This is a genomic window from Chitinophaga sp. ARDCPP14 (assembly GCF_051362515.1).
Lineage (GTDB): Bacteria > Bacteroidota > Bacteroidia > Chitinophagales > Chitinophagaceae > Chitinophaga.
On the sequence record NZ_JBKIXB010000003.1, the window covers coordinates 219,405 to 239,602 of the forward strand.

At 47.5% G+C, this 20,198-nt stretch carries 20 protein-coding genes; 12 read left to right on the forward strand and 8 right to left on the reverse strand.

Features of this window, described 5'->3' with window-relative positions; genetic code table 11:
- Positions 1-10 precede the first annotated feature (10 nt).
- Positions 11-1,465 (reverse strand): TolC family protein, encoded by a 1,455-nt coding sequence (locus ACLHR0_RS09980; protein ID WP_436486238.1) that lies wholly within the window; start codon positions 1,463-1,465, stop codon positions 11-13.
- Between the two features lie 322 nt (positions 1,466-1,787).
- On the opposite strand from ACLHR0_RS09980, the gene ACLHR0_RS09985 reads away from it, so the two are divergent.
- From ACLHR0_RS09985 to ACLHR0_RS10020, 8 genes are all read left to right on the forward strand, one after another.
- Positions 1,788-2,324, forward strand: a complete 537-nt coding sequence (locus ACLHR0_RS09985; protein WP_370913166.1) for a YceI family protein — start codon at positions 1,788-1,790, stop codon at positions 2,322-2,324.
- 64 nt (positions 2,325-2,388) lie between these two features.
- On the forward strand, positions 2,389-3,321 hold the full coding sequence (locus tag ACLHR0_RS09990; protein WP_436486240.1) for a ring-cleaving dioxygenase: 933 nt from the start codon (positions 2,389-2,391) through the stop codon (positions 3,319-3,321).
- Between the two features lies 1 nt (position 3,322).
- Complete coding sequence (locus ACLHR0_RS09995) at positions 3,323-3,952, forward strand: alpha/beta hydrolase (RefSeq protein ID WP_436486242.1); 630 nt, start codon at positions 3,323-3,325, stop codon at positions 3,950-3,952.
- A gap of 9 nt (positions 3,953-3,961) precedes the next feature.
- Complete coding sequence (locus tag ACLHR0_RS10000; protein ID WP_436486244.1) at positions 3,962-4,363, forward strand: OsmC family protein; 402 nt, start codon at positions 3,962-3,964, stop codon at positions 4,361-4,363.
- Positions 4,364-4,365: 2 nt separating this feature from the next.
- Positions 4,366-4,623 (forward strand): (4Fe-4S)-binding protein, encoded by a 258-nt coding sequence (locus tag ACLHR0_RS10005; protein ID WP_429064574.1) that lies wholly within the window; start codon positions 4,366-4,368, stop codon positions 4,621-4,623.
- Between the two features lie 12 nt (positions 4,624-4,635).
- Positions 4,636-4,908, forward strand: coding sequence for a GNAT family N-acetyltransferase (locus tag ACLHR0_RS10010; RefSeq protein WP_436486246.1), 273 nt, complete (start codon positions 4,636-4,638; stop codon positions 4,906-4,908).
- 29 nt (positions 4,909-4,937) lie between these two features.
- Entirely contained in the window at positions 4,938-5,513 is a 576-nt protein-coding gene (locus ACLHR0_RS10015; protein ID WP_370913172.1) for a YeeE/YedE family protein, read from the forward strand.
- A gap of 1 nt (position 5,514) precedes the next feature.
- Entirely contained in the window at positions 5,515-5,925 is a 411-nt protein-coding gene (locus ACLHR0_RS10020) for a DUF6691 family protein (protein WP_436486249.1), read from the forward strand.
- A 61-nt stretch (positions 5,926-5,986) separates the two neighbouring features.
- Here ACLHR0_RS10020 and ACLHR0_RS10025 read toward each other — a convergent pair whose 3' ends face one another.
- The 6 genes from ACLHR0_RS10025 to ACLHR0_RS10050 all read right to left on the reverse strand — a co-directional run bounded on the left by ACLHR0_RS10025 (position 5,987) and on the right by ACLHR0_RS10050 (position 12,265).
- On the reverse strand, positions 5,987-6,559 hold the full coding sequence (locus ACLHR0_RS10025; RefSeq protein ID WP_429048105.1) for a DUF4142 domain-containing protein: 573 nt from the start codon (positions 6,557-6,559) through the stop codon (positions 5,987-5,989).
- A 229-nt stretch (positions 6,560-6,788) separates the two neighbouring features.
- The gene (locus ACLHR0_RS10030) at positions 6,789-7,913 is read right to left on the reverse strand and encodes a zinc finger domain-containing protein (protein WP_436486251.1); all 1,125 of its coding nucleotides are present in this window, start codon (positions 7,911-7,913) and stop codon (positions 6,789-6,791) included.
- Positions 7,914-7,971: 58 nt separating this feature from the next.
- Entirely contained in the window at positions 7,972-9,081 is a 1,110-nt protein-coding gene (locus ACLHR0_RS10035; RefSeq protein WP_370913176.1) for an SPFH domain-containing protein, read from the reverse strand.
- An 82-nt stretch (positions 9,082-9,163) separates the two neighbouring features.
- Entirely contained in the window at positions 9,164-10,009 is an 846-nt protein-coding gene (locus ACLHR0_RS10040) for an alpha/beta hydrolase (protein ID WP_436486253.1), read from the reverse strand.
- A gap of 67 nt (positions 10,010-10,076) precedes the next feature.
- Positions 10,077-10,832, reverse strand: a complete 756-nt coding sequence (locus tag ACLHR0_RS10045; RefSeq protein ID WP_436486255.1) for an SGNH/GDSL hydrolase family protein — start codon at positions 10,830-10,832, stop codon at positions 10,077-10,079.
- Positions 10,833-10,906: 74 nt separating this feature from the next.
- A complete protein-coding gene (locus tag ACLHR0_RS10050) occupies positions 10,907-12,265 on the reverse strand; it encodes an acyl-CoA dehydrogenase family protein (protein ID WP_436486258.1) in 1,359 nt (452 codons plus the stop codon).
- A gap of 763 nt (positions 12,266-13,028) precedes the next feature.
- Here ACLHR0_RS10050 and ACLHR0_RS10055 point away from each other — a divergent pair.
- The 4 genes from ACLHR0_RS10055 to ACLHR0_RS10070 are packed head-to-tail and all read left to right on the forward strand — an operon-like array spanning position 13,029 to position 18,283.
- Positions 13,029-13,592, forward strand: a complete 564-nt coding sequence (locus ACLHR0_RS10055) for an RNA polymerase sigma-70 factor (protein ID WP_436486259.1) — start codon at positions 13,029-13,031, stop codon at positions 13,590-13,592.
- 47 nt (positions 13,593-13,639) lie between these two features.
- On the forward strand, positions 13,640-14,617 hold the full coding sequence (locus ACLHR0_RS10060; protein ID WP_436486261.1) for a FecR family protein: 978 nt from the start codon (positions 13,640-13,642) through the stop codon (positions 14,615-14,617).
- 31 nt (positions 14,618-14,648) lie between these two features.
- Positions 14,649-17,255 (forward strand): TonB-dependent receptor, encoded by a 2,607-nt coding sequence (locus ACLHR0_RS10065; RefSeq protein ID WP_429064570.1) that lies wholly within the window; start codon positions 14,649-14,651, stop codon positions 17,253-17,255.
- A gap of 2 nt (positions 17,256-17,257) precedes the next feature.
- Entirely contained in the window at positions 17,258-18,283 is a 1,026-nt protein-coding gene (locus ACLHR0_RS10070) for a DUF4249 family protein (RefSeq protein ID WP_436486264.1), read from the forward strand.
- Positions 18,284-18,287: 4 nt separating this feature from the next.
- Here the strand turns inward: ACLHR0_RS10070 and ACLHR0_RS10075 are convergent, their stop codons facing one another.
- Complete coding sequence (locus ACLHR0_RS10075) at positions 18,288-20,147, reverse strand: M1 family metallopeptidase (RefSeq protein WP_436486266.1); 1,860 nt, start codon at positions 20,145-20,147, stop codon at positions 18,288-18,290.
- Positions 20,148-20,198 lie beyond the last annotated feature (51 nt).

The window sequence follows — 20,198 nt, forward strand, 5'->3', positions numbered from 1 at the left end:
AAAAATCTGTTTATCTGTCAACATATTCTGCAAATTGTTCCGGTGTGCCTATTACATTCCAGTACTGCGCCAGGGCGAGGTAGTAGCCCATTACGGCGGTATAGTAGATCTTATGCATTTCCTCTTCCTGCAGGAGTGCATCATTAACATCTTTTACAGACGACAGCTGGTTTTGCATACGGTCGGTGACCAATGTGGTGGTGAGGTGCGCCTGTTGCCGTGCGCTGTCGAGCGAGGCCACATCATTTTGCAGGGCTTTCATTTTATTGATCGACACCCTCAGTTGCAGTTCCAGCGAGGTTTTAGTGTTCAGGGCCGCCATCTGCGCTTCTTCCACCAGCATTTTACTGGCTTTGGTACGTTTATATTTCTGGAAGCCGTCGAAGAGGTTCCACTGCATTTCCACCCCGATGAGCCATGGCGGTATGGTTACCGGTAAATCTTTCTGGTACAGGTTCAGGCTGCCGATGGCAAAAATATTGGGCAGGGCGAGCGACCGCGACGCCTTTACAGCTACATTGGCCAGGTCCGTTTTGTTTTCCACCAGGCGGTAAGTGGGGTTATTGCGGAGCAATTCCAGTTGGCCCGTTTCCGTTACCGGTTTCAGTTCGTATTCCAGGGTGTCGTTGATTTCAATAGGTGTTTCAATCGGCTGCCCGAGCAAGTCGTTTAATTCCAGCAGTGCATTTTCTTTCTCCAGCTCGAGGTTGTTGTACCGGTTGGTGGCCTGTACAAAAGATACCCTTGCCCAGTTGAGCAGGTAAGGCGGCAGGATCTGGTTATCTTTTAAAGAGGCGGCATAATCGCGGTTCTTCCTGAAAGATTCAACGATTACGGCTTCATGGGCAAGAATGGTATTCAGGTAGAGGATGCGGAGGTACTGTGCACTGATGGCAAAGAACAACCCTTTTTCCACCACCTGCTGATTGAACTGCCCGGCTGTTACCTGTGTTTTGGCCAGCTGTTGTGCGGTTGCAATTTTGCCGCCGAGGTATATTGGCTGCCGCAGCGCCAGGGCTGCCGTGAAATAAGATTGCTTTGTAAGCTCCGGGTTATAATCGGGGTAAAAGGTAGTGATGATGCCCTTCGTAGCGTTATAGATAACGTCCTGCACATTTTGCGGAAGCGGCTGACCGGTAATTTGCTGGTAAACGGTATTGGCGGTATTCACGCTTTGGGAAGAAGACCCGTTAACCACCCCGTCTTTCACCTGTTGCAGGTTTATCTCCAATGGTTTGCCGAGGTAATTGTAACCCGCCAGCAGATCCACTTTAGGATAATACGCCCCGTTTTCTGCCTGCAGGTTATACTCCCGGGCTTTCAGGGATCGCTGCGCCTGCTGCACCAATGTATTTCCCTGTTTCGCAAGCCGGTAACATTCCTTTAAAGTCAGCTGTGGTCCGTTTTGCTGACCGTGTACAAACAATGCTGGCAGTAACGGAATTAAAAACAAGTAATATCTCATACGGTTTTCTTTACATCAGGAAGGCTTGCGGTTGAACCCTAACACCTCAAAACAATCTTTCATGAATAATGTTTGAAGTATTTGAAAAAAATTATACATCATTTGATAATAAAGGGCTTATCGTTATATTTCTTACCTTTAAGCGCATACACAAAAAGTACATCATTATGTGTATTTGATCCATTTGAACCCACCTGTTTTCACCCGATATTTGTGATACAAAAGATTGAACAATAGGTTCCTGATCTTGTTAAAATATAATCCTGCAGCGGTTTACGCAGCATTGCAATTTTATTGATTCATTATAAAACTACATTTACTTATGGCAAAACAACAATGGGTAGCCGACGCGAGTCACAGTGAACTTGGATTTAAAATCCGTCACCTGATGATCACCAACATCAATGGTAAGTTCAACAACTTCACGGTGGACGCAGAAACGGAAGAAGAAGATTTTATGACTGCTAAAGTGAGAGTAGCGGTAGATATAGACTCTATTTCAACCGGCAGCGCCGACAGGGACAAACACCTTCGTTCTCCCGACTTCTTTGATGTAAACACCTACAAGGATATCATTTTCGAAACGACCAAATATGAGAGCGTTGATAACGATGGCTCCTATGAATTATACGGAGATCTGACCATCCGCGGGATCACTAAAAACATCAAACTCGCTGTAGAATTCGGTGGTGTGGTAAAAGATCCCTGGGGCAATACCAGGGCAGGTTTTACTATCAACGGAAAAATTAACCGCAAAGATTTTGGCCTTACCTGGAATGCAGCTACCGAAGCTGGTGGCGTAATGGTAGGCGACGATGTAAAAATCTACGGAGAAGTGCAGTTGATCAAGAAGCAGTAAGATTATCAGCTGTTAGTCTTTGTCTTGTACAAAGACTAACAGCCAACTTTTAAAAGGAGGAATTATGAATGAAATAACAGGCCTGCATCATATCACGGCCATTTCAGGCAATGCGAAGAAGAACTTTGATTTTTATACCCGTGTGATGGGATTGCGTTTTGTGAAGAAAACGGTGAACTTTGATGATCCCCACACTTATCACTTTTATTATGGAGATGAAACCGGCACACCCGGTACTATCCTCACTTTCTTCCCATGGGAAGATATTATGGCCGGCCGCAGAGGTACCCACATGGCTACCGAGGTAGGCTACAGCATTCCGGAAGGCAGCATTGACTTCTGGTTAAAAAGATTTGAAAAAGAGAACATCATCTATAATAAACCATCTTCCAAATTCGGGGAAATATACCTGACCTTCATTGATCCCGATGGATTGAAGGTGGAACTGACCGTACCGGAAAAGCCGGACAACCGCACACCATGGGTAACCAATGAAGTGAGGGAAGAAAATGCCACCCGGGGTTTTCATCATGTTACCCTTACGCTGGAAGATGTGCAGCCTACTGCCGACCTGCTGGTATCTGTGTTTGGTTACAAACTTGATAAACATCATACCAACCGTTACCGCTTTGTAAGCCCGGCCGGCGATACCGCCAATTATATCGACCTGGTAGAAGCCAAGGGAGAACCCCGCGGGCATGTTGCCGGCGGAAGTGTGCACCACATTGCTTTCCGGATGAAAGACGACGATATGCAACTGCATTACCGCCAGTTGCTGGAAGACCGTGGTTTAAACGTTACGTCGCAGCTGGACCGTAAATATTTCCGGTCTGTTTACTTCCGGGAGCCGGGCGGTGTTTTATTTGAACTGGCCACCGACGTTCCCGGTTTCACGGTAGACGAGCCGGCAGCCGAACTGGGCACGCACCTGATGCTGCCGCCGCAATATGAACCGCAGCGGGAAGAGATTGTGAAAAAACTGATTAAACTGGACTGATATGGATTTTAAACCGATGCAGTATGTATACGAAGCGGTGGGTAACCCCGCCGCCTATACGTTACTGCTGTTGCATGGCACAGGAGGAGACGAAAGGGATTTATTACCGCTGGCAGGATCACTGGGTAAAGGGTTTAATATACTCAGCCTGAGGGGCAATGTACAGGAACATGGCATGCCCCGCTTCTTCCGTCGTTTAGGCATGGGCGTATTTGACGAAGAAGATGTACATTTCAGGACGCATGAAATGGTGCATTTCCTGAAAGAATTAGCCGCTACAGAAGGCTTCGATATCAATAAACTGATTGCTGTTGGATATTCCAACGGCGCCAATATTGCAGGCGCCGTGCTTATTTTATACCCGGAATTGCTGGCCGGCGCTGTATTGTTCCGTCCTATGCAACCGCTGAGCGGTATAGAAGACAGCTTTGAAACGCAGCGACAGCAGCCCGTATTTATGAGCTCCGGCGTGCAGGACGGCACCGTAGATCCTGCGGCCACGGCGGCTTATGCCACCCTGCTGGAAGGCAATGGCTTTAAAATAAGTACCTTCGATATTCCTGCCGGTCATAACCTGGTACAACAAGATATTACTTTGGCAGCAGCATGGATGAAAGATCATTTTCAGTAAAAAAAATATATGGACCAGGAAGTTAGAGTAAGTTTATCCGGCCGTCCTTACCAGGTGTCGATAGATACGAGGGATCACCGCTGGCTGGCAGATGAACCGATAGAAGCCGGCGGCGACGATACCGGCCCGCAGCCCGGGGAATTATTACTGAGCAGCCTGGGTTCCTGCACTGCTATCACGCTTAAAATGTACGCCGACAGGAAAAAGTGGCACGTGGAAAATATTGAAATTGAGCTGCGCTTTAACAACGCCGCGAAGCCGGATCCACTTACTACCGTTATCGATATCGACATGCACTTTACCGGGAACCTTAGTGAAGAACAGATCGCCAGACTGGAGCAGATAGCGCGCTCCTGCCCTATTCATAAAGTATTGAGCCATCCGATTATTATGAACACTAAAGCCGTATAAAAATGAAAGACATCACCAAACACTACTCCAACGGAGAGGTAACCATTGTTTGGAAGCCAGGTGTATGTATCCATTCGGAGAAGTGTTTTCACGGCCTTCCGTCCGTATTCAATCCAAACGAAAAACCCTGGATCAATGCACAGGGGGCTACTACCGAACAAATTATATCGCAGATCAAACAATGCCCTTCCGGGGCGCTGAGCTTCTTTATGAATGCAGACGCGACGAAAGAAGACGGCAATTTACCAGACAAATTATAATCTCCTTTTTATATGGAACTTACCATCAGGAATAACATCGCAAAGAAACAGTTTGAAACCGAAGTGGAAGGACATACCGCGCTGGTTGCCTATACCCTGTACCCCGGCGGCATTGCCTTTATGCATACAGAAGTGCCGCCTGCACTGGAAGGCCGCGGCATTGCAGGGCAGCTGGCTAAATACGTGCTGGAATACGCCCGGGAAAATCATCTTAAAGTAAAACCTTACTGTCCTTACATAAATGCCTATATGAAAAGACATCTGGAGTATAATGATCTCCTGTAACAGATTTATCACTTCCTAAATTCCTTTCCATGCAACTTATGAAATTCATTCAGCAACCCTGGCACTGGTCGGTATCCGGGTTGCTGATTGGTCTTACGGTACCGGTGCTGTTGCTGCTGGGCAATAAGGCCTTTGGTATCTCCTCTTCGCTGCGGCATATCTGTGCAGCATGTTTCCCGGCGAATATTTCCTTCTTTAAATACGACTGGAAAAAAGAGGCCTGGAACCTCTTCTTTGTAGCTGGTATTGTATTGGGTGGTTTTATTGCGGGGCACTACCTGCAGGATGGCAACGATATCCAGGTGGCTGCCGCCACACAGGCAAGGCTGGCCACTTATGGCGTGCATGATTACTCAGCGCTGTTGCCGCCGGAAATATTCAGCTGGTCGAATGTCTTTACCTGGAAAGGACTGGTATTCTTTGTGCTGGGTGGCTTGCTGGTGGGCTTTGGTACCCGCTATGCCGGAGGTTGTACATCGGGGCATTCCATCATGGGGTTGTCTAATTTACAATGGCCATCGCTGGTGGCTACGTGTTGCTTTATGGCCGGTGGCTTTATCAGTGCCAACCTGCTCATTCCTTACCTTTTTAAATGGCTGAACTAACATGAAAAATATCAGGTACCTGGTAGCAGGAACTTTCTTTGGTATTGTGCTGGTAAAGGCGCAGGTGATCAGCTGGTTCCGTATCCAGGAAATGTTTCAGCTTACCTCCTTTCACATGTACGGTGTAATTGGCACCGCGGTAATTACCGGGATTATTTCCCTGCAACTGATCAAACGGCTTAATATTAAAACTATCCAGGGTGAACCGATTTCGGTGGCTCCTAAAACTTTCAATAAAGGACAGATCTTCGGCGGATTGCTCTTTGGCCTGGGATGGGCCATCACCGGGGCTTGTCCGGGTCCGCTGTTTGCGCAGATAGGTACCGGTTTCACGGTAGTAGGCATTACTTTGCTGAGCGCCATTGCAGGCACGTGGATCTATGGTGCATTAAAACCGAAGCTGCCTCATTAAAAAAAGCTTCAAGGAACAGGCCCTTGAAGCTATGGTTGCAATTCTCTGGATTCACAGATAATTATTTTTTCAAAGCATCTTTAATTGCTTTCGCGGAATCCTGGTGTGCCTTCAGCGTTGGCAGTGTATTCCTGGCCCAGGTTTTCAGGTCTTCATCTGTTACATTATCGCCTGCTTTCTCAAATTTGTTCACGTCTTTATCGTGGTCGTCTACCATCATGCTCATGTATTCCTTGTCGAAATCCTTACCGGTTTTCTTACCAAGATCGTCGATGTGTTTCTTTGTTTCGGTAGACAATTCTGCCGGCAAAGTGATGCCTTTTGTTCCGGCCAGTGCTTTTAATTCATCCCCTGCTTTGGAGTGATCGTTCACCATCATGGTGGCAAAGGCCTTTACTCTTGGATTCTGTGCTTTTTCCTGTGCAAGCTTACCCATCTCAACTTCCATCATACCGCCGTTTGCAGCCTCCACAGCAAATTCAGATGATTTTTCATCTACCGGTTTAACAGTTTCGTTGACATCCTTTGCACTGTCGACCGGTGTTTCCGATTGTGGATTCTTCGCATTGTTGTTACACGATTGCGTCATCCACACGGCTAAAAATGTTGCTGATAAAATAACTAGCTTCTTCATTGTATATTGTTTTGGGTTTGTAATAGGTGTGCCCGTTTACATAGCTCTACTTTGCAAAAACGGTACCCTGAAAACAAATAACGATCAAACGCAATACAGCAAAGGATTTTAAAGGAAGAGTCAAAGCGGACTGACGCAAGAAAAATGTAGATTGTTTTCCCCGGAACGCGCAAAAAAAATGGTTATTGTAAAAATTACAATAACCATTTCTCTTTAATAGCGCCTGCTCTTATTGAGATTGAGCGAACTGGTAAATAATAATGATGGCGGCAATGATACCTAGGATAAGGCCTACAATTTTCATCCAGCTGTAGGGACGGTCGCCCGTTACTTCCCCGGTGCAGGCATTTACCACAAAATGATAGAGTTTGTTATTATACCGGTAGGCGCTGATCCAAACGGGCAGCAGCAAATACTTCAGGCCAAGCTGGTTGTATTCCACGTCGTAGTCGTCGATGCGTTGTTCGTCGCCGCCGATATCATCACAGATCTCATTACGGATTACCGGGTCCATTCTTTTTTTTGCGATTGCCAGTGCCTGTTCGGCATTCGTTTGGTAAAGTTCCGCCCGGAAACCGCTGAGGTACCGTCCGTCGTATTTTTTCAGTTGTTCGAGGTGCCAGGGTTCCAGGATCTGCGCCATTTTCAGGGGCAAAGAAGGACTGGCAGATACCAACACGTCACGGAAGTTATTGTTCACACTGCCGGAAGCCGGGTACCACGCGGTATGCCGTACCTGCCGGGTGCGGGTTTCCGTCCGGCCGTTTACTTCCACTGTATAGCTTTCTGTGGTGTAATAATATTCACCGCGGGAGCCGGAGTATTCAGTATAAGTGTCCGTATCGTAGCTCCAGTGTGGAATGTACACGCCTTTCAATTGTTGAGAGGAGCTGTCTTTTACTTTCTTCACCAGGTCGGACGGTGCAAACCAAAGTTTCTTCATCCAGGTTTGAAAGTGGTCCACCGCGGTTTTGTCGCTCACTACAAAGGGCAATACATAATGCGGTTGCAGGATGGAAGTCGTTTGCGCGGTATCCACCACCAGCGGCGACGCGCAGAAGGGGCATGAATCGGCGGTTACATTGGGCAGCATGGTAGTAGACGCGCCGCAACTGACACATTTCACTACTACTGCCTGTTGGGTAGCTTCCGTATGATTTTGCTGTGAAGCAATAAAAGCGTCGTAATCGATGGGCTGTATAGCGTCCGGCTGCGTATCATCCTCAATCTGGTTCACGGTACCGCAGTATTCACATTTCAGGCTGTTAGTGCCTGGTGCATAATGCAGGATAGCGCCACAGTTCTGGCATTTCAACGAGTTAACTGTTTCGCTTGTTTTTTCCTCAAAAGACATAGGAACGTATGGATCTAATACCGTCCGGCACCACGTGATGCCGGACGGCCTGCTTTAGTTAAGGTAATGGTGGTGGTACGGTGGCTAATACCGGCGCCAGTTCCGGCACTGTGTTGGCGGCGGCCCATGCCGCCATGCCGTTTTTCCACACCAGGGTTTGCGCATTCAGGCTGCCCGCGGCGGCCAGCTGACGGAGTTGATCGGCATCGAAGGGGCCGGATTGTTTGCCGTCTACCGCTACAAAAAACGATGCAGCGCCGGGTAACGGAGGTGGTGCTCCACCGCCTGTATTGGCCTGCTGGTTATTATTCTGGAAGATGTTACCTACCTGTCCCATCATGGCTGCGCCCATGCCGGCGCCTAAGCCGGCCGCTGCGAGTCCGCCGCCGGAAGGGTTTTCCGCTGCCTTTTCCATGGCGTTGGCTGCCTGGAATTGCGCATACGCGCCCAGGTTCCCAACGATGCCCATGCTGCTGCGTTTATCGAGTGCAGCTTCCACTTCCGGTGGCAGGGAAATATTTTCTATCAGGAACTTGGTCAGTTCCAGTCCGAGTTCATTAAATTCAGTACCAATTCTACCGGTGATCTGGGTGGATACTTCTTCATAATTAGCCGCCAGGTCCAGTACCGGGATCTTTGCTTCTGCCACGGCTTCCATACCACGGGATACTGCGAGATTACGCAGTTGCTCGTTGATACCTTCCACGGTGAATTCCGGATTAGTAGCTGCTACTTCCTTCAGGAATTGTCCGGCATCCTTTACGCGGAAAGCGTAACTGCCGAAAGCCCGGAGCCGCACCGGTCCAAACTCCGCATCACGGAGCATAACCGGATTCTTGGTTCCCCATTTCTGGTTGGTAAACTGCCGCATGCTCACGAAGAACACGTCTGCTTTAAAAGGGCTGTTGAAGCCGTATTTCCATCCCTGCAAGGTGCTCAGGATAGGCATATTCTGTGTAGTAAGCGTATACATGCCGGGTTGAAAAACATCGGCAATCTTACCTTCATTCATAAAAACGGCCACCTGTGATTCGCGCACAGTAAGCTTGGCGTTCATTTTTATTTCATTCTGGTAGCGGGGAAACTTCCACACAATGGTATCGGCGGACGGGTCGGTCCATTCAATAATGTCAATAAATTCATTCCTGAGTTTATCAAAAATTCCCATGGTAACAGGTTTTAGAGTGGACCAAATTTAGCCATTTATTCACTCGAAAAGCTACTTCCTGAAAGTTATAATTTATGTAAACTTACTTCACGGTTGTTTTCAGCCATTTTTCCATCAGTAAGGGCCAGGCTTCTCCCGCGGGATTGCCATTCCGTAAGCCGTATCCGTGGCCTCCTTTTGCATAAAAATGCAGCTCCACCGGCACTTTGGCGTCGCGGAGGGCGCCGGCCATTACCAGGGCACTATTGCCATAGGTATCATCTGCGGTAGCAAAAAGGAACATGGAAGGCGTTTCACTCGTTAACTTCAACTCAGGGGTGAGTGACCTGTTTTCTCCTTTATCAAGATAAGCCGGGTAAATGAGTGCACTAAAAGCGGGACGTGCAGACAAAGAGTCGGCCTTGTCGATTGGCGTATAGGTATGCACGTTATATTGCACTGATGCCCTGGCGGTAAGACTTCCACCTGCCGAAAAGCCCATCATTCCTATCTTGTCGGGCTGCAGCTTCCATTCGGATGCCATGCTGCGTACCAGGCGGATGGCACGTTGTGCATCCTGCAGGGCGCCGGCTTCTTTTTTGGGTACCCGGTATTGTAATACGAAAGCAGTGTAACCCAGTTTGTTGAGCCAGGCGGCTACTTCGTATCCTTCCAGGTTAATGGCCAGGATATTATAACCACCGCCAGGGCAGATGATCACGCCTACGCCGTTGTTATTGGCCGCATCGGCCGGAAACACTTCCAATACCGGGTCGGTAACATCGGTGAGCCGTGTTACATGATTGCTGCCATCCGGGGTTACCTTTGCGGTTTGTTTGACGGCTGTTTCACCGGGTACGGCAGCGGGCCAGAGATGGATCTGCTGCTGTTGTGCGGATATCGTTGTATTTACTCCTAACATCATTAATAAGATAACTATTTGTTTCATAACCGGATTTTCAGATTTCATGTAATGAAACAAATGTAATAAAAGAAAGGAGCAGATAAAACCGGTTTTATTTTACACATTGTAACCAGGCTTCCGCCATCAGCTGGGCGCCGGCTACGCTGGGATGTACACCATCGCCGGTCCAATAGGACGCCGGTGCCGACTTCTGTGCTTTATCAAAAATGGATTGATAAGGAATAAAAGTGGCCTGGTACTTATCTGCCAGTTCCCGGGCAGCTGCGCGATACTCATCGAACGTAGGGTACCATTTATCATCTACGGCCTTCACGCCTTTTACCGCAAAGGGTTCGCCGATAATCAGCTGAACATCCGGCAGCTCCTGTTTGGTGCGTGCCAGCAGTTTATCGTAGTCGTCGCGGTATGTTTTGGCGGTGCCTTTATAGTTATTACTCAACGTATGCCAGTAATCATTTACACCTACCAGGATACTCAGCACATCCGGCTTAATCAGCAGGCAATCGGTGTCCCAGCGGTCGGCCAGTTGAAATACTTTATTTCCGCTGATGCCTTTATTATACACTTTTAAATTTTTATCTGCACTTTTCAGCAGCATGGAAGATGCCGCCATCAGCGCGTAACCACCGCCCAATGCGCCACCTGCATTAGGTTGGTCGTTGTCGCGTTTACGGCCTGCATCGGTGATGGAATCGCCCTGGAACAATACCACGCTCTCTTTTTTGAGTACTATCTTTTTAGATTTCTCTGCTACCGTTGCGGCGGCAACAATATCTGGAATGCTGATGGCAGCAAGGGCTCCCAGGGAAACGTTCCTGAGGAAATGACGTCTGTTTGATGAATTCATAACGATACGGATTAAATGCTGGTTGCGGCATAGTCCACAATCCGGCATTTAAACTATAAAAAAGATTTGATATTTTATACAAATGCGCTGAAGCCGGTAATGGCGCGGCCCACGATGAGGGAATTGATTTCCTTTGTGCCTTCGTAGGAGTAAATAGCTTCTGCATCGGCCACAAAGCGCGCTACATTGTATTCCAGCAAAATGCCGTTGCCTCCCATCACTTCGCGGGCACGGCTTACCACATCGCGGGTACGCAATGTACAAAACACTTTGGCCAGCGAGGCATGCTCGTCTTTTAACCCGCCGGCATCCTGTATTTCCGATAAGCGGAATACCATTGTTTGCATGGCAGTAAGATTGGACAGCATTTCCACCAGGTGGCCCTGGATCAGCTGAAAAGCGGCGATAGGTTTTCCGAACTGCTTACGGGTTTGCGTATACGCCAGCGCGTTTTCATAGGCGCCACGGGCGCAGCCCACCGCTTCCCAGGCCACACCGGCGCGGGTCATGCGAAGTACACGGGCAGTATCTTTAAAGGAAGCAGCATGTTGTAAGCGGTCGGATTCCGCTATGCGGCAATCTTTCAGGGTGATCAATCCATTTTGGACAATACGCAGCGCCATTTTATCATGGATCTTTTCCACGCTGAAACCGGGCGTATCTTTTCTCAGCAGGAATCCTTTCACCTGGTTATCGTCCACATCCCTTGCCCAGATCACAATTACATCAGCAAAGGTGGCGTTGCCAATCCATTTCTTCTGGCCATTCAGTATCCAGGTATCGCCTTCCCGTTTAGCCGTTGTGGTTAGTCCGCCGGCGGTGCCGGAACCTACTTCCGGTTCGGTAAGTCCGAAAGCGCCGATAATATTCAGCTGTTGCATTCCCGGCAGCCATTCCTGTTTCTGTGCTTCAGAGCCCAGCATATAAATAGATCCCATGGCCAATCCGCTCTGAACGCCAAAGAAAGTAGCTACAGAAGCATCTATACGCGCCATTTCCATGGCAATGATCCCTTCCATCAGGAACGACCGGTTAGGACATCCGTATCCTTCATAAGTAACCCCGCAGATATTCAGCTCCCTGAATTTCGGGATGATTTCAAAAGGGAATTCCGCTTTCAGCCAGTATTCATTAACGATAGGCTTGATTTCCTTTTCCATAAATGCCCGCACCTTCAGCTGCAGTGCCCTGTCTTCCGCATTGAGCTTTGCCCCGAGATCATAGAAATCGCCTTCAATAGGCGGCAGTTCTTTCTTCTTACTGCCACTGGTGAGCATTTTCATTAAGCCGTTCAGCTGCGTATCATCCATTTTCCCTACCGACTCCATCACCTTCGGGAGATCTACTTTTTCGGATAGTTTAGCCAGCATGGCGAAATCAATGCTCTTCAACAGGTGGTACGCATTCTTTAGTTTCGTGAGAGGTCCGGACATCTTACATGGTTTTACTTAAAAATACGTAATCCGCGGGATTTACGCGGATGTTGCCTTTCTCAGGATTAACGGTGATTTTAAGGATTTGGGGGATTTGAACATTTGGGATTTTAAAAGATTCGGGGAGATATAAGCGAATTTTGTCTTTCTCAGGATTAACGGTGATTTTAAGGATTAAAAGGATTTGAACATTTGGGATTTTAAAGGATTCGGGGAGATATAAGCGAATTTTGTCTTTCTCAGGATTAACGGTGATTTTAAGGATTAAAAGGATTTGAACATTTGGGATTTTAAAAGATTCGGGGAGATATAAGCGAGTAGCAATCCATCTTTTTAAATTTAAAAAAAGAATTCAGTACAATCAGCTTAATCAGCTTAATCCTGAGAAAGACAAAATTCGCTTATATCTCCCCGAATCTTTTAAAATCCCAAATGTTCAAATCCTTTTAATCCTTAAAATCACCGTTAATCCTGAGAAAGACAACATCCGCGCGGGGGAAATTAAAATAGGGTTGCATAGAACCATATGCAACCCCGTTTAAAAACACAACTAAAAAAAACTAACTTCTAACAAACATAATAGGCATAGCTGTTATATTGCTGACGCAGAGAATCCGGTATCCCTCTATTGGCCTCTCCACTTTTTTTTAATCTTTTCTACCAAATAAAAATATAATCTGTAATGTGTAAACTGTAATTGTTTTCAAAAAGATAGTTACTTTCGCAGCGATCATTTCATATACTAAAACTTCCTGAAGGTTAAATGATTACATCACCTTCTTACCAGGCGTATAAAGAATTATTTCATTCACAATACAATGACTTATGTAACTATGCCTATAGTTTCCTGAAAGACGATGCAGCAGCGGAAGATGTGGTGCAGGAAACCTTTATTAAGCTCTGGGAGAAACACCGGCAGCTGATAGACATACCTAATATAAAAGCATACCTTTTTCGTGCGGTGAGGAATAATTCTATTTCTGTGTTACGCAAGCAAAGTACCGAGGAAGCTGGCAACAAAGGCTTTGAATGGCTGGCAGAAACGGCAGAAGATCCCGGTGCTAAAGAGATTGAAAATGCAAAGCCTTACTATGAACAGCTGGTATATGAGGCTATTGCCAACCTTCCCCCGCAATGCCGGGAAGTATTCACCTGCTGCAGATTGCAGGGAATGACACATCAACAGACGGCAACCAAACTCGGCCTTTCTGCTAAAACAGTTGAAAACTATATGGGACGGGCATTGAAGCTGCTGCGGAAATATTTACAGCAATATGGGCTGCCCGTTAGTATCTTGTTTTTACTAAAAATATTCATGCCCCTGTAGAGGGTTGTTATATTAATGAGCGTTATTTAAGTAGAGCACACTGTATTATGGAGCATTTTGATACCTACCTGCATGAGCTGATTGCTAAAAATCTGTCTGGTCAATGTACAGAAGCGGAATCCGCTGCCCTGCAACGTTGGCTGGAAGCCTCTCCCGAAAACCGGGCAGAATATGAAATACTGGTAAAACTATGGGGGGACAGTCCCGCTGCAGTGGCGCCCAAACGGGAATACAACACGGCCGCTGCCTGGGATAAAACGGACCAGGCAATACAGCTGGCGCCGTCCCGTGTAAAAGCACTTTATACCAAATATGCTGCTGCGGCAGCCATCCTGATATTACTTACAGCAGGCGCATGGTGGCTGGAAACACGCTCCTCGCTTAAAAAACATGAGCTGGCCGCGAATGACGGCAAAATAAAAAGCCTGGAGTTACCTGATAAATCAATGGTAACCCTCCGGCAGGGCGCAATGATCCGGTATATCAATGGCTATCACCACAACCAGCGTATTGTGGAACTGGAAGGAGAAGCCTTTTTTGAAATAGCCAGTGATCCGGACCATCCTTTTTTGGTGAAAACGCCCAATCAATCCGTGATTGAAGTTTTGGGAACCTCCTTTACCGTGCAAACAGGAAAAGACACTACAGCCGTTACCGTTGCTTCCGGCAGCGTAAAACTAAGTCTGGAAGGCGATACCACCGCCATAGTACTGAATAGTGGCCAACGGGGTGTATGGGGCAACGGACAGTTATCTGCCAATAATAATCACAACCTGAATTTCATCGCCTGGAAAACAGGTATTTTGCAATTTAATGACCAGACACTGCTTGAAATATTGCCACAATTAGCCGACTTTTACGCAAAAGATATCAGGGTTGATGAAAAATACAGGGAAACCGCATCGCAGCAAAAAGCTACGATTACATTCCGAAATCAGTCCTGCGATGACGTTTTGCATGAATTACAACTATTGCTTGGGTTCCACTATCAACAGGACGGCGACTCTATCGTCATCACCCAGTAGAACAAAAAACCCGCTTTTCCTTATTTATGGAATGCTGTTGTTACTGTTCCCGTTTCAATTCCTGCAGGCACAGCACAATGGAAAGGACATTCTCCATGAAAGCTATACCCCTGCTGCCCGGCAGGGGACCATTTTATTTTATATCCAGGATCTCCAGAAAGTTACCGGTATCAACGTTTCTTATAGCTCCAGCTTTTTACACCTGAATAAAAAAGTACAGCTCAGCGGAACAGAACACACTACCGGCGACGTACTGAAGGTTATTCTCCAGGGTACCGGTATCCAGGTGGCTGCCCTCAACGGGAAAATATTCCTGCTCCGCGAAACCTCCCAGGTACAATATTATACCATCAGCGGATTTGTAAAAGAAATAAACAGTAATGAGCTGATCATCGGCGCTTCTGTATACGATCCCATTACACGGAAAGGCACTGAAACCAATGCCTATGGCTTCTATAGCCTGCAAGTGCCGGACACCTGCCTGGGCGTGGTGTTTTCACATATCGGGTACAAACCCGTGTTTCAACATCTTCCACCGCCGGACGACGGGCAGCTGGATATACACATGGAAGCCCGCAGCATGCTGCAAACAGTAGTGGTAAACGGCGAAAATGAAACCGTTAATTCCCAACCCGGCTACATCAATATGCCCGTTGGCTATGTATCCAACTTCCCGGCACTACTGGGCGAAAAGGATGTGCTGAAATCACTGCAACTGTATCCCGGTACCGGCAGCTCCCTCGAAAGCAGCAGCAACCTGCTGGTCAGAGGCGGAGGCGCAGACCAGAACCTGTACCTCCTGGATGGGGTACCACTTTATCATACCGGTCACCTGTTCGGGCTTTTCTCCATCTTCAACGGAGATGCGGTAAAAGATGTGTCGCTTTATAAAGATGCCTTCCCGGCGCGCTATGGTGGCCGCCTTTCCTCAGTAGTGGATATCCGTACAAAAGACGGGAATATGAAAGAGTGGCATGGCAGCGCTACCGTGAGCCCCGTTTCCGGCAGCTTCCTCCTGGAAGGTCCCGTTGTAAAAGACCGCAGCTCTGTTTCTTTGTCTGTAAGAAGATCCCTGGTAGATGCCCTTTATGGAAGGGCTTATCTGAAAGATTATGGTAAATATTATCTCTATGATGTAAACTTTAAACTCAATCAGGTCATCGATAACAAAAACAGGATCTATGTCAGCTTCTATAAAGGACAGGATAAAATGTTTATCAGGAGCGAGAACCCGGTTATCCAGCTGTTTGATGATTACAATTTTGACTGGAGCAATGTTACTGCTGCCGTTAAATGGACCAAAGTAGTGAATCCAAAAATATTCTCCAGCACCACTGCTACCTACAGCCGTTTTTATAACGTTTTTACGCAGAATTCGATCATCCCCCTCTCCTTCTACGACTCCCTGTTTGTGCGGGGGAAAGGCGTTTCCCGGATCAGGGACGTGGCCATCAGGAACGAAACGGAATATGCAGTGAGCAACAGTCATCATATTTCTTTCGGCGGTGCTTATACCTATCACAACTTTGCACCTACGGCTTATCATAATAACATCTCCGCGGGAGAAGCTACGCAGCGGAAAGCGCCTATTTATTATATGTCGGAGTTCTCCGCATACGCAGAGGATGAACTCCGCTTATTGAACGACCGGCTGATCGTGCGGCCCGGACTGCATTTCGGGGCACTGGCGCAGCGTACCTCTTTTTACCCCAGTTTACAGCCCCGACTTATGCTGCGGTGGAAACTGCCCCATTCACAGTATTTACAGGCATCATTTGCTGAAATGACACAGTTTGTGCACCAGTTAACCACGCCGGTTATCAACCTCCCCACCGATCTGTGGGTACCGAGTACCGAGAATATTAAACCGGAGCATGCATACTCCTACAGCATCGCCTATCAGCGGCAGTGGAGCAACCAATGGCGCTTCAATGTGAACCTCTATTATAAACAACTGAAAAATATTGTTACCACCAACACCGTACTGAATATCTTCGATAACTCGGATCTCTGGGAGAAAAAAGTGATCGCCGGCAACGGCTATAACTATGGCAGCGAAGTGCTGCTGGAAAAAACACAAGGCAAGCTGACAGGCATCTTCTCTTATACCCTGTCGTGGGCCTGGCGGCAGTTCGACCGGTTGAATGCCGGGAAGATGTTCCCTTATAAAGAAGACCGCCGCCACAATATTTCCCTGGCGCTCAAATACCGGTTTAATCCGAAATGGAGTCTATCCGCTTCCTGGAAATTCGCCTCCGGTGCACCTTTCACCCTGCCGGTGCAGATATTCCCGGATTTCGACTGGAGCCGCAATATCAAAGGCTACCTGGACGAACGTTATTCCCCGTTCTCTACTTTCCAGGTAAACTATTTGCCTTATATTTCCCGGTTAAATAACTACCGGCTAAACCCTGTACATCACCTGGATCTCGGGGCCACCTTAAACCTGGGTAACGAAAAACGTTTTCATCATGTGATTACCGCGGGCGTTTATAATATTTATAACCGCACGAATCCTTTTATCGTGAGCTTTGACCAGTTCTCTTACCTGGATTACAGCGACGTGTACCCGTTACAGTTATATCAGTATAGTTTATTCAGAACATTGCCGTATCTGACTTATACGTTCAAATTTTAATCATGAAATACCTGTTTATATTAATACCGGTTTTAAATATTTTGCTGCTAACGGGCTGTGAGCAGGAACTGCCGCTTCCTCCCAACAATGCCGTTCCCAGGGAGGTAGTATACAGCGAGCTGGTGGCCAACGATATACCGGAAGTGCGGGTAGGCAAAAGCAAACCGGTAGGTCCAGGTATCAACACCGGCTTTGACCTGGTAGAAAATGCGGATGTACAGCTGATGGACAAAAACGGACAACCGCTGGAAGCACTTACGTATGTGAAAGATTCCAGCAATGCCATGAGCGTATACCGTGGTAAAATTACACTGGATGCAGGCAAAAATTATAAAATACGGGTGACAGTGCCTGGCTTGAAAACCGTTAACGCCATGGCTTCCATCCCTCCGCCTTTTAAAGTGGAACTGCTGGACACGCTCCGTACCTTGCTTAACGGACGCCCGGTGTTACGCTTTCATTTTACCGTGAATCCCATTCCCGGTGTGAAACAATACCTGGTAATGGAGGCCCTGAAGCAAAGCGTTATCACGGATACTACCTTTTCGTATAGGGGTATGCGATATAAGAAGAGTGAGCACGATTCTCTCTACCAGCGTGTAAAGCATATGCCTGGTTGCAATCCTAAAAAAGACAGCAGCTTCCTCAATGATTACCTGCGCATTCCCTGCTATACACAGGATGAAAATGCTGACAATAACCAGATCGGCGGTTTGAATGAAAACTATAACAGCATTTTGTTTACGCAAGCCGGTAAGCCGCTTACCACTTATTTTTATATTAATGCCACGGCCCTCAGCTCCAATCCTGCTGAAGCCATTGCGCCCGTAGGAAGGGTGCTGGTATATGTAAAATCTGTCTCAAAAGAATATTATGATTTCCTGCTTACCTATGAGAAGGTGAAGCGCAATCCCGGGCTGAACAGCCTTATACAGGCCATTCAGCTCAAAAGCAATACACAGGGCGGGCTTGGTATTGTTGGAGGCAGTTACCAGAAATTGTACTATCTCTATTACGATAAACTATAGCCGGTTATTTTATTTCGTAGGTGTTATCCCGTTTGTTGATGTCTGCTGTCCAGGTGCTTCCCAGTGTTACTTTTTTAATTTTTTTGAGAGATAAAAAGGGAAGCGTCGTTGTTTTGTTGCCCTTCTCCCATACCGCGATGCTCCGGTGTAACTTCATGGTGCTGTTGTCGTCAAAAAAGAGGGTAACATCAACCGGAACCGGTTTATTTCCGATGGAAGTAATTTCAATTGTTCCTTGTTTCCCTTTTTGCGTAACCCGTGTGATACCCAGGTCGGGGAAGCCATTGTCGAAGAACCAGCTTTTCCAGAACCAGTCCATATTCCTGCCGGCGCCAGTGTTCATACAGTAGAAGAAGTCGTATGGCTGGGGGTGTTTCCCATTCCACTGCGACATATAATAATGCAGCGCTTTCAGGAAAAGGGTATCCCCCAGCATGTCTTTTATATAGAGATAACCCAGGGCTGGTTTAGGATAGGAATTGGTCATATAGGCGTCCGTAGTTTGATTGGAGGGCGTCATGATGGGCAGGTCCGCCTCTTTGCCCGCGATGAAGTTATAGGGCGACATGCCGTAGTCATCCACGATGGAGCTGTCGATCAATGGAGAGATGATCCATTCGCCGATCGTGGCCCATCCTTCATCCATCCAGGCGTATTGTGTTTCATTGGTGCCCATGTAGAAGGGAAAGAGCGTATGAAAAATTTCATGGTCAGTTAACTCTATGGTCTGGGCTTTGTCGGCCAGCGGGTTATCGTTTACCATCATGGGGTATTCCATCTGGTCCAGTCCGTCGAACACCGTTTCGTGCGAATACGGGAACGGCCACTTAGGAAAGTGGTGGCTTATCTTATTCACGGTGGCGCGGGCGTAATGTATCACATCAAAGAAATCCGCATGCTGTGGGTTAAAGGCTACATCCACACGGGTGCGTCTTTTGGTGGTAGCGTCTACTTCCACGCTGGTGGCGTTCCAGCAATAGTGGTTGCTGACGGCGAAAGCAAAGTCGGTGACGTTGGCTGCTTCATACTGCCAGGTATTGGCGTTCCGCTGCCGCGTGATATTCCCCTCCCGCACATCGTTGCTGTCGATCACCGCGATGATGTCGTTACTCTTTTCAGCAGCAGCGATGCGTTGTACATATTTATCGTTGTATACGGCTGCGGTATTTTTGAGGTCGCCGGTCGCCCATACTTCGTAGTTGCCGGGCACCGTAATGGCTACACGAAAATCGCTGAAGTCGTTATAGAACTCCTGCGTACCCGTGTAAGGGATCTGGTCCCACCCGTTGATATCGTCGTATACCGCAATACGCGGAAAGAAGTAGGCGATGAAACTGGCGCCGGAGTCCACGGCGCCGGTTCTGATGTGTGTATTTTCGTTCAGGGTATAGGAAAAGTCGAGATCAAACTGCACCGACTGCCCTGGGTAAAGATCCCTGATATACACCGGCATATTGGTGCCGCGGATGATAGCTGGTACCGGCTTCGCTTCACCATTTACCTTCATATTCTTTATTACAACGCCGTTGGTCAGGTCTTCCGGGGAAACCGCCATATTTCTCACGGCTCCTTTCTGGAAGAGATTGGGAAACAGTTTGAAGTTAATGACCTTTAAGGTATCCGGGCTGTTGTTGGTATAGCGGATCTGTTCCGAGCCGGATATACCGTTTGTTGCCGGGTCAAAGGCCACCTTAATATCGTACCCGGCTTTGTTCTGCCAGTACCTGGCGCCCGGGGCGCCACTATAGCTGCGGGTTTGATTGTCATATGCCTTTTTGATGGTCAGGGGCATATATAAAGGGGTTTGCGCGGTTGCCTGCTGAAATGCTGCCAGCAGCAGCCATAAAATACCATATTTTCTCATAAGTGATATAAAAGCGGTGGCTTCAAAAGTAGGGAATAACCCGGAAACGGC